17 protein-coding genes are annotated in these 15,112 nt (G+C 59.5%); 11 read left to right on the top strand and 6 right to left on the bottom strand.

Features of this window, described 5'->3' with window-relative positions:
• The first annotated feature begins 132 nt into the window (after nucleotides 1–132).
• From NKJ81_RS20160 to NKJ81_RS20175, 4 genes are read left to right on the top strand one after another with little or no spacing between them, the layout of a single operon-like run.
• The gene (locus NKJ81_RS20160; protein WP_352457932.1) at nucleotides 133–480 is read left to right on the top strand and encodes a hypothetical protein; all 348 of its coding nucleotides are present in this window, start codon (nucleotides 133–135) and stop codon (nucleotides 478–480) included.
• 4 nt (nucleotides 481–484) lie between these two features.
• Complete coding sequence (locus NKJ81_RS20165; protein ID WP_352457931.1) at nucleotides 485–880, top strand: phage holin family protein; 396 nt, start codon at nucleotides 485–487, stop codon at nucleotides 878–880.
• The gene (locus NKJ81_RS20170) at nucleotides 877–1,761 is read left to right on the top strand and encodes a hypothetical protein (protein WP_352541496.1); all 885 of its coding nucleotides are present in this window, start codon (nucleotides 877–879) and stop codon (nucleotides 1,759–1,761) included. The genes NKJ81_RS20165 and NKJ81_RS20170 overlap by 4 nt, the downstream gene beginning before the upstream one ends.
• Nucleotides 1,758–2,522 carry a hypothetical protein gene (locus NKJ81_RS20175; RefSeq protein ID WP_352541497.1) on the top strand — a complete coding sequence of 255 codons (765 nt, stop codon included), beginning with the start codon at nucleotides 1,758–1,760 and terminating at the stop codon, nucleotides 2,520–2,522. The genes NKJ81_RS20170 and NKJ81_RS20175 overlap by 4 nt, the downstream gene beginning before the upstream one ends.
• Nucleotides 2,523–3,228: 706 nt before the next feature.
• Here NKJ81_RS20175 and NKJ81_RS20180 read toward each other — a convergent pair.
• Nucleotides 3,229–3,738 carry a ferritin-like domain-containing protein gene (locus NKJ81_RS20180; protein WP_352457928.1) on the bottom strand — a complete coding sequence of 170 codons (510 nt, stop codon included), beginning with the start codon at nucleotides 3,736–3,738 and terminating at the stop codon, nucleotides 3,229–3,231.
• A 143-nt stretch (nucleotides 3,739–3,881) separates the two neighbouring features.
• Between NKJ81_RS20180 and NKJ81_RS20185 the strand changes: the two genes are divergently transcribed.
• Together NKJ81_RS20185 and NKJ81_RS20190 are read left to right on the top strand one after the other, a co-directional pair.
• Entirely contained in the window at nucleotides 3,882–4,073 is a 192-nt protein-coding gene (locus tag NKJ81_RS20185) for a hypothetical protein (protein WP_023680339.1), read from the top strand.
• Between the two features lie 320 nt (nucleotides 4,074–4,393).
• Nucleotides 4,394–4,747: a hypothetical protein gene (locus tag NKJ81_RS20190; protein WP_023680319.1), complete on the top strand. Its 354-nt coding sequence runs from the start codon at nucleotides 4,394–4,396 to the stop codon at nucleotides 4,745–4,747.
• Between the two features lie 356 nt (nucleotides 4,748–5,103).
• On the opposite strand, the gene NKJ81_RS20195 is transcribed toward NKJ81_RS20190, so the two are convergent.
• On the bottom strand, nucleotides 5,104–5,265 hold the full coding sequence (locus NKJ81_RS20195; protein WP_189556919.1) for a hypothetical protein: 162 nt from the start codon (nucleotides 5,263–5,265) through the stop codon (nucleotides 5,104–5,106).
• Here NKJ81_RS20195 and istA point away from each other — a divergent pair.
• The 3 genes from istA (at nucleotide 5,264) to NKJ81_RS20210 (ending at nucleotide 8,762) form a co-directional block, all read left to right on the top strand.
• Nucleotides 5,264–6,775, top strand: coding sequence for an IS21 family transposase (gene istA / locus NKJ81_RS20200; RefSeq protein WP_502901966.1), 1,512 nt, complete (start codon nucleotides 5,264–5,266; stop codon nucleotides 6,773–6,775). The two genes, NKJ81_RS20195 and istA, sit on opposite strands and share 2 nt — an antisense overlap.
• A gap of 12 nt (nucleotides 6,776–6,787) precedes the next feature.
• A complete protein-coding gene (gene istB, locus NKJ81_RS20205) occupies nucleotides 6,788–7,543 on the top strand; it encodes an IS21-like element helper ATPase IstB (protein WP_125007203.1) in 756 nt (251 codons plus the stop codon).
• 835 nt (nucleotides 7,544–8,378) lie between these two features.
• Nucleotides 8,379–8,762 carry a hypothetical protein gene (locus NKJ81_RS20210; protein WP_352473695.1) on the top strand — a complete coding sequence of 128 codons (384 nt, stop codon included), beginning with the start codon at nucleotides 8,379–8,381 and terminating at the stop codon, nucleotides 8,760–8,762.
• Nucleotides 8,763–10,539: 1,777 nt separating this feature from the next.
• On the opposite strand, the gene NKJ81_RS20215 is transcribed toward NKJ81_RS20210, so the two are convergent.
• The 3 genes from NKJ81_RS20215 to NKJ81_RS20225 form a co-directional block, all read right to left on the bottom strand.
• Nucleotides 10,540–10,803 (bottom strand): SDR family NAD(P)-dependent oxidoreductase, encoded by a 264-nt coding sequence (locus tag NKJ81_RS20215; RefSeq protein WP_352473697.1) that lies wholly within the window; start codon nucleotides 10,801–10,803, stop codon nucleotides 10,540–10,542.
• 8 nt (nucleotides 10,804–10,811) lie between these two features.
• Nucleotides 10,812–11,210: a DUF2231 domain-containing protein gene (locus NKJ81_RS20220; protein ID WP_352473698.1), complete on the bottom strand. Its 399-nt coding sequence runs from the start codon at nucleotides 11,208–11,210 to the stop codon at nucleotides 10,812–10,814.
• 298 nt (nucleotides 11,211–11,508) lie between these two features.
• Complete coding sequence (locus NKJ81_RS20225; RefSeq protein ID WP_352473700.1) at nucleotides 11,509–11,751, bottom strand: hypothetical protein; 243 nt, start codon at nucleotides 11,749–11,751, stop codon at nucleotides 11,509–11,511.
• Nucleotides 11,752–11,938: 187 nt separating this feature from the next.
• On the opposite strand from NKJ81_RS20225, the gene NKJ81_RS20230 reads away from it, so the two are divergent.
• Nucleotides 11,939–12,463 (top strand): YciE/YciF ferroxidase family protein, encoded by a 525-nt coding sequence (locus NKJ81_RS20230; protein ID WP_023677856.1) that lies wholly within the window; start codon nucleotides 11,939–11,941, stop codon nucleotides 12,461–12,463.
• A 206-nt stretch (nucleotides 12,464–12,669) separates the two neighbouring features.
• On the top strand, nucleotides 12,670–13,836 hold the full coding sequence (locus NKJ81_RS20235; protein WP_352541498.1) for a glycoside hydrolase family 1 protein: 1,167 nt from the start codon (nucleotides 12,670–12,672) through the stop codon (nucleotides 13,834–13,836).
• A 133-nt stretch (nucleotides 13,837–13,969) separates the two neighbouring features.
• Here NKJ81_RS20235 and glf read toward each other — a convergent pair whose 3' ends face one another.
• On the bottom strand, nucleotides 13,970–15,112 hold the full coding sequence (glf, locus tag NKJ81_RS20240; protein ID WP_352541549.1) for a UDP-galactopyranose mutase: 1,143 nt from the start codon (nucleotides 15,110–15,112) through the stop codon (nucleotides 13,970–13,972).

Below are 15,112 nucleotides of genomic sequence, written 5' to 3' on the forward strand. Positions count from 1 at the left end.
GCGGTAAGAGCTGGTGACGGTACCTCGGAAGACATAGGAGCGACCGTAAGCGGCACGTTATCCAAAGCGTCCGACATAGCGCAAGGGGCAGCGGAAACCGCCAAACGGGCGGCCGTTGGTGGCGCGTCCACCGTGACCAATCAGGTGAAGGAGATGTTGGACCGTCAGGTCGGCAGCGGCGCCGAGGTGATGGGCCAACTGGCGAGTTCGACCAAGCGTGCGGCCGAGGACCTCGACGCAAACGCACCGATAGTCGCTGGGGTCGTGCGCACCTTCGCGAATAGGCTTGATGGATACGCAGACGACCTGCGAGACAGGTCCGTCGATCAGCTGGTTCTTGCAGCGTCCGATTTGGCGAGGCGCAAGCCGGGTTTGGTGTTTGGGCTGGCCGCCGTAGCGGGCTTTTTGACGTTCCGCACACTGAAGAGCGCGCCTCCCGCACCAGAGTCCAACAAGGGAAGGCGGCAGGGAGCGAACTGATCTGATGGCACAGGAACAACTGAAGAATTCGCCTCTCCCTCAAGCACTGTCGGCAGTGTTGGCGGACGTCGCGGACCTCTTTCAAAAAGAGTTGCGCCTGGCGCATGCGGAGCTGTCCGCCAACGTCTCAACGAAGCTCCAAGCAGGTGTGTGGATGTCTGCTGCTGGCGTGCTGGGAGTGGTCGCCGCTCTGCTTCTAGTGCAAGCCCTCGTACTTGGAATAGCCAGCTTAGGGATGGCCCTGCACTGGTCGTGTCTGATCGTCGCGGCCGCAACGGCCCTCGCCGCTGCTTTCGCCTACTATCGGGGCCGCGCTGATGCGCAAAAAGAACTTCTGCCGACACACTCCATAAGCCAAATAAAGCAGGATATTGCGACAACCAAGGAGCAATTAACATGAGCCGCAATTCACAGGTCCAGGATTTTGGAACGAAAGAATGGCTTCTCAGCTCCGCTAGGAACAATCCCGAAGGCCTTCTGCTCGTCGCAGCAGGGTGCGCGCTGCTAATGCGCAGCCGCAGTTCAAGTGCCGGGCATCGCGAGCAATCCCGTGCAACCGACGGGCGCCAAAATGCTCCGCACGTACGCACCGCCAGCGGCGGGACGTCCAAAGCGCAGGAAGAGGCTAGCGAGACAGCAGAGGCCATGCGCGACAATTTAGCCGGCATTGGGGAGAAGGTGAGTGAAACCGCAAGTCAGTACGCATCATCCGCCGCGTCATACGCAGAACAGGCCGGTCGCTCCGTATCCGAGAAGTCAGGGCGCGTGGTGCAGCAAGCCCAATCAACGTTGCAAGACACGATTGGCCGCATGGTGGAAGAACAGCCATTGGCTTTTGTTCTGGCCGGCTTCGCAGCTGGTGCCGCTATAGCTGCTGCTTTGCCGGCCAGCGATGTCGAGAGGCGCACGCTCGGCCCAGCAGGAGAGCGATTGACGGATGCTGCTGAAAAAGCTGGGGAACGCTTGAAGTCCTCGACAGCAAAGGCGGGCGAACGGCTCAAAAGCGCCGCCGAGGAACATGGGCTGAATTCGGACGGCCTCAAGGAGGTCGCAAAGGACGTTGCGGGCACCTTTGGAAGCGCCTTATCAGAACAGCAATCAAGTGAATCCGTGCAGCCGTCTTCGCCAAGCCCACGTGGATCTAGCGGTCCATCCAGTCCGGCCGCCAAGCTGCACCCGGGCAGCGCCACCCCTTCGGAAGGAGTAACGGCCAAATCGCAGCGGGCGGGCAACGCTCGGTCGAGCAAACCTGCCCGCCCCGGTGGCAAGAGAGATTTATGATGGCGGATCCGCAACTTGAGCATCTTGAATACGAAGTTGAGGCTGCCCGGGCTAAGCTCGCCGACGACTTGTCGACACTTCGGTCGCCAAACATGCTGTCCGAGTTTACCGATGATTTGAAACACGAAGCGCTTGAGACAAAGGATGCGCTGGTGGAGAAAGCAAGATCCTCAATGCAATCGGTGGCGCAGGCGATTATTGACGATCTCAAGGCCAAGGCGGCTGCCAATCCGAGCGCTGCTTTGGCGATAGGGGCCGGTTTGGGGTGGCGTTTCCTCCGCCATCCGCCGATCGCAACCGCACTCGTCGGAGCGGGATTGATCAGCTTATTGCGGACCAATTCAGCCCGGCCACCCGGCGAGCAGCAGATTGATCACCTATCGTACGCCAAGGAGCGCCTGAAGGAGCAATCTAGCGATTTGGCGGAAAGCGTCAGTGATTTCGCTCTTGAAACGGCTGGCAAAATAAAACGCGAAGCTGCCGAGTTGACCGGCGTGGCCGAGGAAACTGTTAAAGAGAAGACAGAACGTCTGGCTGCGGGTATCCGCCATAGCGGCGTTGGGCCGCACCAGGGCGAGACTGTCGCAAAAGCATCCGCACCCTTCGATGAAGCTTCGTTAGCTGTTCAAGACGCATCGGGCAATGAGCATACCGAGGACAAACTCCTTCTGGCGGCGGCGGGTTTGGCAGTCGCCGCGGCTGTCGGCTTTGCCTATCAACGACGTCTGAATGACCGGATGGACACCGACCGAACTGGATGAGCGTAGACAGAGGTCATTGCAGAGAAACAGTCGTCCTGAAGGCAAAGTATGATGCCGCGCTCACATTTATCGAGTCCCGACGAGTTCAGCCATCGGATTGCATATTCTGGAACCACGGACGGCGCGATGACGATGCGCACGGCGGAGAAGATCGGACAAAGCGGTCAACCCCTTCGAGCATGATGATCGTCGGCCGGTCGGTCACGGCCTTCAGCGAAACCGCCAGCGACCGGCTGAAGCGGAATTCACCCCGAACCGTGCAAGTGCTGCCGACCCCCATAACGTGACCGCAACGGCGCGCTCTGTCCGCTGTCAGGACGAACTTTCTTCGATCCGGCTTGGCGCTGCCGGTGCCCGCGCACGCACTGCTCAGTGATCAGGGACGAGTGTTCTCGGGCATTCCGCTATCGCGACCTCGTTTCGAACGTTTTAACACGCCCCCTCAAGCTTGATCTCGCCGAGCGCTGCGCTAGCCCTTCCGATCTTGGCTAGTGCCAATGCGTATTCGACCAGGCTTGCGCAGACGAACGCTTCAACTCTCTAAGTGACGACGCCGCAATATTAGCATCGCTCGTCGTTGCAATTTCTCGAAATGCGCAGCTCGGGACCGCCTGCTAGGCGTGTTCGTTGCCCAGCGTTCACGAAGGGGACGCGCTAGCGGACGAATCCCGATCACCCAGTTCACGGTCACTACGTTCCTACCCGATCACCGCTTGGCGCTGTCGCTGTCCGCTTCGGCCCGCGCAAGGAACTGCTCGGTCGTCGAGGGAAGACGGGTTTTCAGCCAATCCGCCATCGCGACTTCCTCTCGCAGATTCTCTTCGCAAACCCGAAGAGCCTCCGTTTCGCCGAGCGATCGAGCAGCGGCAATCAGGATCGTGTAGGAGGCGATTTCCATGTGCTCGAACGTGTAGCTCGCGAGCGATCCTTTCATCACCTCGTCTCCAGCGAAGACGCCGCTCAGCGATTGCGCCATCGCCGTCAGCTTACCGCCAGCGTCCTTCATCGTGGATGAACCCTCGTCCATCTGATCGAGACAAGTCTTCAGCCGGGCAGCCTGCTGCTTCGTCTCGTCGAGGTGCTGTCGGATCCGGTCGCTCAGCTCGGGATAGTTCTCGATGCGACCCAACTGCCCGTTCAACATCGTTTCGGCCTGCTCTTCCATGGCATGGGCATCTCTAAGCCATTGGACAAACCATTCGCGGCTTTCTGACATCTCGAATCTCCTTTGCGATCTAAGGAAACTTTCAGAAGAGGACATTGTTCCGGAGTAGAGCCCGCCGAACGGGCCTTGACCGTCGCAGAGATCAGCGTCGTGGCGGGTCTCAATTCACCTCGCGAAAAATCCTGCAGCGATGCGTGGAAAAGGCCAAGATCGCGGAAGATCGGCGCAAGGAAAACGGCCCGTGGACGCTCGCCGCTGCGCCGCTCCATCACAAAGTCCAACTGGCACTGGCCGCTTCCTGGCCATCCGACGCGGCGACATACGGCGACATATTGAAGGTCCCGCATGGCATACTGCGACCGCTGCATGTCGTTCCCGGCAAGTAAGAACGGCAAGCAGATGAAGCTACCAGCGCTCGGCGAAGCTGAAGTGGATTCTCGACGAGGCGCTGATCGCGGCCGCTGGCGCTCCGCATTGAGCCTTGTGCCTCACCGCGCCACCGCAGTCACAAGGAACGCGACGGCCTCTCCGCTCGTTGATTGCTTTTCGACTCGAGCCGCCGTCATGAGGTTCTAATATACGCCGGCCATCCTAAGGCTGACCTACGACCAGAGTTACAAAAGTTGAACGTCATCGGGGAACACTCCTTCTGTCTGCCTGTTCAATTTGCCAGGCGCATCCCGCGCATTCAGACAGGAGAAAGAAGATGAAACGCATCCTTTTGGCTTCGGCCGTGCTGGCGGTGTCGGCCGGGCTTTCCTTTGCCCAGACGACCAGCGGAACTTCGAGCGGAACCTCGACGAGCGGAACCTCGACCACGACGACCATGCCCAGCACGACGGATCAGGGCACCGGCACGACGAGCAGCGGGACCAACATGTCCGGCGATCAAGGCACCGACACGACGACCACCAGCGGCACCACGAATCCGAACTCGGCCAGGGACTGCGCGCCCGGCCAGCAGACTGGCAGCGCTCAGCAGGCGGCGCCTGGTCAGCAGGACACGGCAGCCAACACCGCCGCGCCGGGCCAGGTGAAAAAGACCGACGAAGGTTGCTGATAGGCACATCGGCTCAGGTTGGAATCACCAGCGTGTGGCTGGCTGATCTCCCCCGACCACCGCCTGAACTCAACTCGGCTGGCGAGCAAGTTCCCGCCAGCCGAGCATCAGTTCAGGAACCTTTGCGCTTGCTTGTGCTTTCAGTGGGGCACGCGTGGTTTCTTTTGCTTTCGGTCAGATAGATATCCGTCTGCTCGCGCATCTTGCCTGAAGGGAGCTGCGGTCGCGCTCAGAGGAGAGCCGCGCTGTATTGCCGATAGCGCTGGAGCGAAGAAGCCCTACGGCAACCGGCAGTTGGACTGACACCAAGTTGGCTCCGAGTGCGGATTCCGACGTGAAGCCGGCCGCCATTCCGATCAAAGACCGGCCACCATTCCGATTTGAAGCCGGCCACCATTCCAATCAAAAGTCGGCCAGTTTTCGGCACTGAACATTACCTCCTGGGTCAGCAACTTTGGCATCAAATGCCCCGCGATGAACGGGGAGATTTTGATGCCGGCAAAGAGAAGGCTGACCATGAGACAGTTACGACAAATGCTGCGGCTTGCCGGAAGCGGGACCAGCTCCCGCGAGATTGCCGTCGTCTTGGGAATAGCGCGCAGCACGGTGCAGGATAATCTGCAGCGCGCAGCGGCGGTTGGATTGAGCTGGCCCTTGCCGGGCGAACTGACCGACGATGCGCTCGAGAACAAACTCTTCACTCGCAACGGCGTCAAACAGGGCACGAGAAGACGCACAGAACCAAACTGGGCCGATCTTGCCGTCGAGCTCAAGAAGCCCGGTGTCACCTTGCTCATCCTCTGGGAGGAGTATCGTGGGTCGCATCCCGAAGGATACGGCTACAGTCGCTTCTGCGAACTCTTTCGCAGTTTCGAGCAGCGGCTTTCGCCGACGATGCGCCAGGAGCATGCGGCCGGCGACAAGGTCTTCGTCGACTATTCCGGCAAGAAGATCCCGATTGTTGATCGCAAGACCGGTGAGATCCGCGAGGCAGAGATCTTCGTGGCAGTGCTCGGCGCATCCAGCTTCACCTATGCTGAAGCAACATGGACACAAACACTTCCCGACTGGATCGGCTCGCATGTTCGGATGTTTCGTTTCTTCGGAGGCGTTCCCCGGTTGGTCGTTCCCGACAATTTGAAGTCTGGCGTCAGCCGCGCCAGTTTCTACGATCCCGAGATCAACCGCAGCTACGGCATGATGGCATCCCACTATGGTGTCGGTGTCCTGCCGGCACGGCCGCGACGGCCGAAGGACAAATCCAAAGTCGAGAACGGCGTCCGCTTCGCCCAATCATGCATTCTGGGGCGGATGCGCAATCAGACCTTCTTCTCGCTGGCCGAGGCCAATGCCGCCATTCGCCAGGCACTCGATCGCATCAATGATCACGTCATGCGCCGGCTGGGCGTCAGTCGCCGGCAGCTGTTCGAGAGTGTCGAGCGCCCGGCTTTGGCCAGTCTTCCACTGGAGGATTACGAGTTTGCCGAATGGCGTTTGGCCCGCGTCTCGACGGATTACCACGTCGAGTTCAAGACCTTCTTTTATTCCGTGCCGCACAGCCTCATTCGCCAGCAGGTCGATCTGAGAGCAACGGCACGCACCATCGAGATCTTCCACCGCGGCAAGCGCGTCGCGGTGCATCAGCGCCGCTATGGCGGTCCTCGCCATGGAACCGATCCGGATCACATGCCCAGCTCCCACCGGCGCTATGCCGAGTGGACGCCAGATCGCTTCCGTCGCTGGGCCGCATCCGTCGGCCCCGAGACGGAAGGCTTGATTGTCGCAATCCTCGCCAGCCGCCCACATCCTGAACAAGGCTTTCGAACATGCCTGGGTGTCCTGCGCCTGTTTCGCGATGTCACACGCGATCGCGCCGAAGCTGTGTCAGCCCGCGCTGTCGAGATCGGTGGCCTGAACTGCAAGAGCATTGCCTCGCTTATCGCCAATCACAAGGCCGCAAGGCATTCCACCGAACCGACCGCCATCGTCGATCACGCCAATCTGCGTGGCCCTGATTACTTTCATTGAGGAGACACACCAATGCTTATCCATCCCACCATCGACATGCTGCGCGAACTCGGCCTTCATGGCATGGCCACCGCCTTCCAGGAGCTCGACGCACAATCCGAAGCACGCGGCCTCGAGCATGGCGAATGGCTTGCCATGCTGCTTGAGCGCGAGGCTACCATGCGCCGCCAGAAGCGTTTCGAAGCCCGCGCCAGGGCTGCAAAGCTGCGCCATGACGCACAGATCGAGAATGCCGACTTCCGTGCCGCACGCGGTCTTGACCGCAATCTGTTCATGGCGCTCGCCGGCTGCGACTGGATCAGAAAGCATCACAGTCTTCTCATCACCGGGCCGGCGGGCGTGGGCAAGAGCTGGCTGGCCTGCGCTCTCGGCCACAAGGCCTGCCGCGAAGACTTCTCCGTCGCCTATCACCGCGTTCCCAGGCTGTTTGCAACTCTTGCCCTTGCCAGAGGCGACGGACGTTATGGCCGGATCCTCAAGCAACTTGCCAAAACCGACCTTCTCATTCTCGATGACTGGGGACCGGAAAAACTCAATGATGACCAGCGGCGTGATGTGCTTGAGATCATTGAAGACCGCTACGAACGCCGATCGACAATCGTCACCAGTCAGCTGCCTCTGGATCGCTGGTACGAGATCATTGCAAACCCAACTCTGGCCGATGCCATCCTGGACCGCCTCGTTCACAACGCCTATCGCATCGATCTCACCGGTGAAAGCATGCGAAAACAGCGCTCGCCAAGAGCGTCTGAAACAGCTCAAGCTTGACCTGAAACGAAACCCAATCCAAACATCAACGAGACCCAGGATCAGTCCGAAAAATGGCCGGCTTCAAATCGGAACACCGGCCGGATTGAAATCGGAATGACCGGCCGGCTTCAAATCGGAATCGATGGCCGGCTTCGTCGGAATACGCAGCTCCGAGAGCGTTGGGAACAGCCTGGCACGGCACGTTGCTCAGTTTGGACCTTCGCAAAGGATGCATGGAATGGCGAAAGACGTTTCTCGCGAGGAAGAGCAACGCGGCACCGGAAAGGTCCTCATCTGGGGCGCCGCGATCGCCCTTGTTCTCTTTGTTGCCCTGCTGGCCATATTCGTTCTGGGGTAGTCCTGACTGCTGCAGCAGGATCTAACTTGGGTGCACGACGTTCTGAGCCTAGAGAGCTGCAGAGCCTACTTGGATCTTGAGCACCGTGGGGTTGAATGCAAGCTCCCGTGTGGTGCAAGTGACTGCTAGGCTTTCGCGGTTTTGGTGTCCTCTTCGGTTTAGATGCCGCGGGCCGACGTCACAGCAAGTGCGGCCTTCAGGCGCTGCTCCCGAAGCCGCGGTCTTTGCGTCTCGTGCCGCAGGCTCAATGTCGGTCAATCCTCGTGCAGCATCCGAGGCGCGCTCGTCTCCTGGCTTGTCTTTCTTTCTCGGTAGGCAACTTCCTACACTCCGATGTGCCAGCACAGTCGGCTGTCGGCACCCAACCATGGTCGCCATATCGTATTCCACGCCAACAGAAAAAACCCGCCTCGACTGCCGCTAAGCGCGCGCATCCCCGCCTCTGGAACGCTTCAAACACTTTGCCGTTGTTAAAGGCACCTGCAGGAGCCAGGCATGAGAGTATTCCAACGAATTTTGCCGCTCGCCGTGTTCGCGTTGCAACTCTTTGCCGTGCAGTCATTTGCTCAGACCGAGCAGCAAGATCTTCCGGGGCAAGGCGCATCATCGACAACCGAAGATGCCGAGGATGTCGGCGTCGACGTTTCGCTTGGCAGGCACGAAGTGAAACAGCAGATCGCACGGGAGCTTGGAATCTCCGAGGTGGAAGTGCCTCTGGCAGTTCATGTGCCTATCGAGCTCGCCAAGCGGGTCTGCGAGAAAGAGGTATTCGACGCACGCGCCAATGTGAACCGAAGCTGCACCGCGACGAAATACATCCCGGAAATTGCCGAAGCAGCACGAAATCGTCCGCAAACCTCTGCCGTTCCGGAGCAATAGGCGAAGACGAATACTATGGGATAAAGAAGGGGTGCTTGGCTACTCTGGGCGATCGACAAAGCGCCGCCCCGAAAGTGTGGAGCGCTTGCGCGTAAGTTTTCAGGCAGCGTCGATACCGCTTGGCTTCCCCACAGGATGAATCAGTTTGGGGCCGTATGCTTCGAAAAAAGACGCACACCAGATTGCGAAGGCAACCTTCGACCAGTAGAGGTGGACACTGCTTGTTAGCAGCATCTTGATGATCGCCAAAGTGACGAGCTTCTCTGGTCAGCATAGTAGCTTTTTGAGACTCCCGGCCCTTTTAGGTATACTTTCCCCTGACTGTCGACAATTGTTAGGGCGTCGTCAGCTGTGAGCGACCATCGCGCTTCCGCCCCGATCGGGAGACAGCGCAGATGGAAACCTCGTTCAAGAACGAACTGTTGCGGCGCCTGAGCGCGCCGGATCTGACATTGCTGCAGCCTCACCTCGAAGGCCGTCACTTGGGACTGACGACGCACCTGGAGCAGGCCTCGGTCCCGATTGACACCTCGATTTCTTCGAGAGCGGTCTCGGGTCAATGGTGGCGAAGCTTCGGGCTGAGGTCGAGGCCGAGGTTGGCATTATTGGCTTTGACGGTATGACCGGATCAGCCCTGGTCATGGGTGAGGACCAGTCCCCGCACGATTGCTTGTTCAATTGAAGGCTGAAGCTATTGCTATAGACGCGCGTTGGCGGATCGTTCTTATGGGCAGCCCGAGGCGGAATACATCCGACTGATCGGGACGCCCCGTTGCTCATGATGTCACCCGTGCTGCCCTCTCTCCCGTCGCTGACCACATTCGGGAGGTGGCGATTGGCACCTGTCAGGACGTTCTGGCAAGGGTTGTCCAACGGTATGAAACCGCAGTGTCGATTCAGGACAGGATCGTTGAACATTGCAAGGAGGTCGGATTAACACCGCAAGCAGATGAAGCTTTTTTGCAGGCCTTGTGGTTGTCGCTGGCGAAGGCCAGGACGGCCTTGGAGCGTGAGGTCCCCCCGGCACCGCTGCAAGCGCACCTGGCCGGCCGCTCTAGTCCTGGACAATTGCCGACCTCGTCGCTGGTCAGCATGCCAGAATGTCGATGGCGGAAGCCATGAGGACCCCGATTGAATGTTCTCATTCGTTTGTGATCGGGGGTGCAAGGCAATCCGGCTCCAGCGCATGTTGGCCTCAGGAACAAACCGCGGTCGCATCCGTTCAGCATCGCGAAGGACGAGACGGCTGTCCACGGCCTTTCCGGTACTGCAAAGGAGACATGACGTGCTCGGCCGCAGAGGGGGTTTTCGAAGACCATCTGAGGCTTCGCGCCGCTGGCGACATCGAGGAGGATCTTAGGCGCAACTATGCTGTGGACGTGGTCCTCTTGACCGCGAATTCGAATTTAGAGGCCATGATGCCGTCCGCCTGTCGTCCAAACGCCTGCGCGAGCAGCTGCCTCAAGGTGAGTTCAACTACATCGCAAAACAGGTCCGCGGCCCCTATGCACTGCTGATCTGGTCGGCAACTTCGTCCAGGTCCGACGCCATTGAGGGCGCCGACAGTTCCGTCATTCAGGACGGCAAGATTGTCTTCCAGTCCATTCACTACAGGTTGCACCCCAAGGGGGCTGGGGAAGCCGGCGGGCTCTTCCACTCACCGCATCCGACTGGTCACAAGCTTTGTTCAGTACCGGCGCCATCCACCAGAAACGTCCTGATCACACATGCGGCGGGATTTCCTCGAAGCGGCCGAAAAGCAGGACTGCGGCGCAATTCACCCACACGTCGATCCTGCCGAAACGCGACACGGCAAAGCTGCGCATTCTCCACCGGCCGCATCGTCCGCCATGTCGGTGGCAAAGGTCAGCGCCTCACCGCCCAAGCCGGCGCACTCCTTGGCGACCTTGTCGAGTGCGTCCGCGTTTCTTGAGACCAGCACTAGCCGTGCGCCTTTGCGCGCCAAACCTAGAGCAGTCGCTCTGCCGATGCCGCTCGAGGCGCCGGCGACCACGACGACGGCTCCCCGCAGTTCGGCCATTCGTCAACCTATCGGGATAATTCCGGGCGGGAGTTGAGATCCTCACCCTCTTCGGGATGGAGGCCTACCCTGTGTTCGTAGACAAGCGTTCCGCCTTTCCAGCCGGTGTAGACGAGCAGCAGAACGACAATCGTTGATAGCGCCAGGCCCCAGGGCAAGGCGCCCTCGGCGGCACCGGCGCTTAGGCGCAGCATGAAGCTGGCCAGCGCCAGCACCATGGCCACGACATTGCCGACCATATGGTGCCTCGCTGCATTGATGGACCGCACCCTTGAATTTCCAAGAAAATCGGTAAAGCCGGCCAGCGCCGCGGCAGCGCTCATCAACAGGACAAAGCCGAGCAACCAGAAGGATGCTTCGGCCCAGAATGCATTTCCGGTGGACCAGATGCCGCCGACGCCGTGCAAAACCGCCGGCCCTACTTGTTCTTTTTGAGGAGACGAGCTTCCCTCAGGATTGAGCCGCGATCGAAGCCGACCAGCGACATTATCTCGCGTATGTGGTGTTCGGATACGCCTGACTCTCGCGCGAGCTCGCTGACGATTTCAGATTTCGGGCCGAGCCGCCCTTGTTCTTCCGCCATTACACCAATGCCTCGTATTGGGCCAAGAGTGCGACAGTCGCTCCCAAGCGTCAGCGGCCATGTTGTATTGCTGACGATTTGCTATTGTACGGTTCCGGACCAATTCTAGCCAGGGGATTCGCTCAGGTCTGCACTTGCCGTCCAAGCGCCTGCCGGGAAGCCGACAGTAGTTCTTCCTCGTCCACTAGTCCGGCCATGTAATTTGCAATGATCCGGGACGCCAACGCCTTAAGCGCTTCTCCAACCCTCTCGAACTCCGAGAAGAGATCGGGAACCTTGATCAGGTGCGGGCAAAGGTCCGTTGCGAAAAATGCGGCCGCAAGGACTCGATGACAGCGGAAACCCTTCAGGCAGACGATCCTCATTCCGGAACTTCCGCAATGGAGCGCAGCCGAGATGCTCAAGCCGCTGCTGGCGCGGCGGACTGAAATCAGCGGTCAACCCGACCGTCGCTCGCTGTTGGCTACCGGTGTGCCGTCGCCGAAGGAACAACAAGAGACTGGTCCAGTTAGAGCCATGCATGCGTCGATAGAAATGAAAGAGGAGATGACCATGGCGACGAAAAAAAGCTCTCAGGGCAGCTCCAAGGGCTTGGAAGACCTTTTCTATGATGGTCTGAAAGACATCTACTACGCCGAACGCAAGATTCTGACGGCGCTCCGGAAAATGGCAAAGGGCGCGGAGTCCGAAGAGTTGAAAGCGGCGTTCGAAAAACATCGTGACGAGACGGAAGGGCAGATCGAGCGCCTGCAGCAAGTTTTCGACGCCTTTGGCAAGAGAGCCCAAGGGAAAACGTGCCCGGCGATCGACGGCATCATCGAAGAAGGACAGGAGATTTTGGAGGAATTCGAGGAGGCTCCGGCATTGGACGCGGGTCTCGTGGCTGCAGCCCAGTCCGTCGAACATTATGAAATAGCGCGCTACGGGACTCTTGTCACATGGGCCGGGTTACTTGGCTTGAAAGACGCCGTCCCGCTACTCGAACAGACGCTCAAGGAAGAAAAAGCAACCGATGAGGCGCTCACCCGACTAGGCGAAACAGGCGTCAACGAACGGGCGATGCAACAGGCCGCATAACTTCGGATCGAATCGACGCGACCGCGGCCCCCGGCAGACTGGATTGGAGCTTGGTTGTATTCGCCAATCCAGGCACACGTGTACACCGCAGCCGCCGAGCCGTCGACGTGGTGGTGGCCGACCGGTTTCGACTAGGCCACCGGAACTGACAATGGGGGACTGCGAATGCGATTACTTGCCCACGCCTTGGGCGACAGGATGTTGGTATGAACGAGGATACCGCTCGTCGGCCCACGGCAGGCTCTTCCGGGTTCGACAGCTTTTTCATGGCTGGTTTCGAGTGTTCCTCCCACAGGCGCGCCGACGGGGCCCGTCTTGATCTGATCCGCGCGACCTCACATGACATCCATGCACATGCCGACTATCGCCGTTGTGCCGAGCTTGGGCTTCGCACGATCCGCGACGGCTTGCGCTGGCACCTGATTGAAACAGCGCCCGGAGTCTTCGACTGGTCGAGTTGGACGTCGGCGATCGAAGCAGCCCAGGCGGCCGGGGTGCAGATTATCTGGGATATCTTCCACTATGGCTCGCCAGACCATATCGACCAAGGTGGCCCGGGGTTTATCAAGGCCTACGTCCGTTTCGCCGCGGAAGCTGTTCGGGTTCATCGCTCCGCTACCGGGGTGGCTCCCCTGGTGTGCCCGATCAACGAGATTTCGTTTTTTGCATGGGCTGTGGAGGTCGGCTATTTCCCCCGCGTCGGGCCGAACAAGCGTGGATGGTTCAAACGACACCTTGTCAGGGCAGCGGTCGCCGGCGTGAGGGCCATGCGGGAGGCCGAACCCGGCTGCAGGTTCATCTGGGCTGAACCGCTGATCCATATTGCTCCTCGTGACCGTACTCACCCCGAGCGGCGGCGCGCCGAAAATGCTCGCCAGGGCCAATTCGAGGCGTGTGACATGCTGATCGGGCGCGTGGAACCGGAGTTGGGCGGCAGCGAGGACGTTGTGGACGTTATCGGCCTCAACTTCTATCCGCACAACCAATGGTACTTGAATGGCCCAACGATACCGATGGGGCACCACGAATACCGTGCACTGTCGGAAATGCTGGTCGAGGTCGCCGAACGATACAACAAGCCGATGTTCATCGCCGAGACCGGCGCCGAAGGTTCAGGCCGGCCAGCCTGGCTTCACTACGTTTGCGACGAAGTGCGCGATGCGACCAGCCTCGGTGCACCTGTTCAGGGTATATGCCTGTACCCGGTGACGGCCTACCCAGGTTGGGACAATTCGCGCCACGCCGAAGTCGGCTTGTTCTCCACCATTCATGCGGACGGCTCGCGCACTGTTCGCAAGCCACTTGCGGACGAGTTGGAACGCCAGCGCCGATTGTTCTTGGCGTTTGAGAAACAACAAGCAAGCGCGCTATAGCCTCGCTGATACCAACAGTGCGCGCTTTTCAGCTGCATCAACAGCACAGCATATTCTAGAGCTGTTCGCCGAGAAACATCGTTGGCCCCTTTGGCCGTGGGTCGCCCGAACGCCGGTCAGGCCGGCGCATCATTCACTCGGCCGCCTCGCGCTGCGTCGACGTGACGAGCATCCCGCTTGCCGGCAGGCGTGTCTGAATGCGCCCGAACGTAGCCAATGCCTGGCCGACGACCTGATCCATATTGTAATAGCGATATGTTGCAAGACGTCCGACGAACCAGACCTCCGGGCAGGCCGCGGCCAAGGCTTCATAGCGCTTGTATAACGCCTCGTTTTCGGCCCGCGGCACCGGGTAATAAGGATCTCCGATGTCCGAGGGGTATTCGTAGGTGAGGCTGGTCTTCGGACTCTGTTGAGCGGTCAGATGCTTGTACTCGGTGATCCGTGTGTATTTTTCCGTCTGCGGATAGTTGACGACGGCGACCGGTTGAAACTGCTCGCAATCAAGCGTCGTGTGCTCAAAGCGCAGCGAACGGTAGGGCAAGCGACCAAGCTTCCAGTCGAAATACTCGTCGATCGGACCGGTATAGATCATCCGCTGGAAGGGGATCTTGTCGCGAATTTCGCGGTAGTCGGTCTGCAGCATGATCTTGATCTTGGGACTATCCAGCATGCGCTGGAACATGCGCGTATACCCGCCTGCCGGCATTCTCTGGAAGCTGTCGCCAAAATAGCGATCGTCGCGATCGGTCCGGGTTGGGACTCGCGCCGTCACCGACTTGCTCAGCTGGGAAGGGTCGACACCCCACTGCTTCCTCGTGTAGCCGCGGAAGAATTTCTCGTAGAGCTCTCTGCCGACAGTGCTGACCACGACGTCTTCAGCGGTGCGGACTTCTTTGACCGTTTCGCGCCGGGAAGCGAAGAAGTCCTGCAGCTGCTCGGACGTTAACTCAAGGCCGTAGAGGCGGTTTATGGTGTCGAGATTGATCGGTATCGGCAGCAGCTTTCCATCGACAAGCGACAGCACGCGATGTTCGTAAGGCCGCCATTCGGTGAATTGCGACAGATAGTCGACGATCGATTGGGCGTTGGTGTGAAAGATGTGAGGCCCGTAACGGTGAATTAGGATTCCGGCCTCGTCGTAGCAGTCATAGGCATTGCCGCCGACGTGATTTCGTCGGTCTATGATCAGGACGCTTTCCTGCCGTTGCGATGCGATACGCTCGGCCAGCACACTGCCGGCGAAACCGGCCCCTACGATCAACCAGTCGAACAC

Source organism: Mesorhizobium sp. M0018 (assembly GCF_040323955.1).
GTDB lineage: Bacteria > Pseudomonadota > Alphaproteobacteria > Rhizobiales > Rhizobiaceae > Mesorhizobium.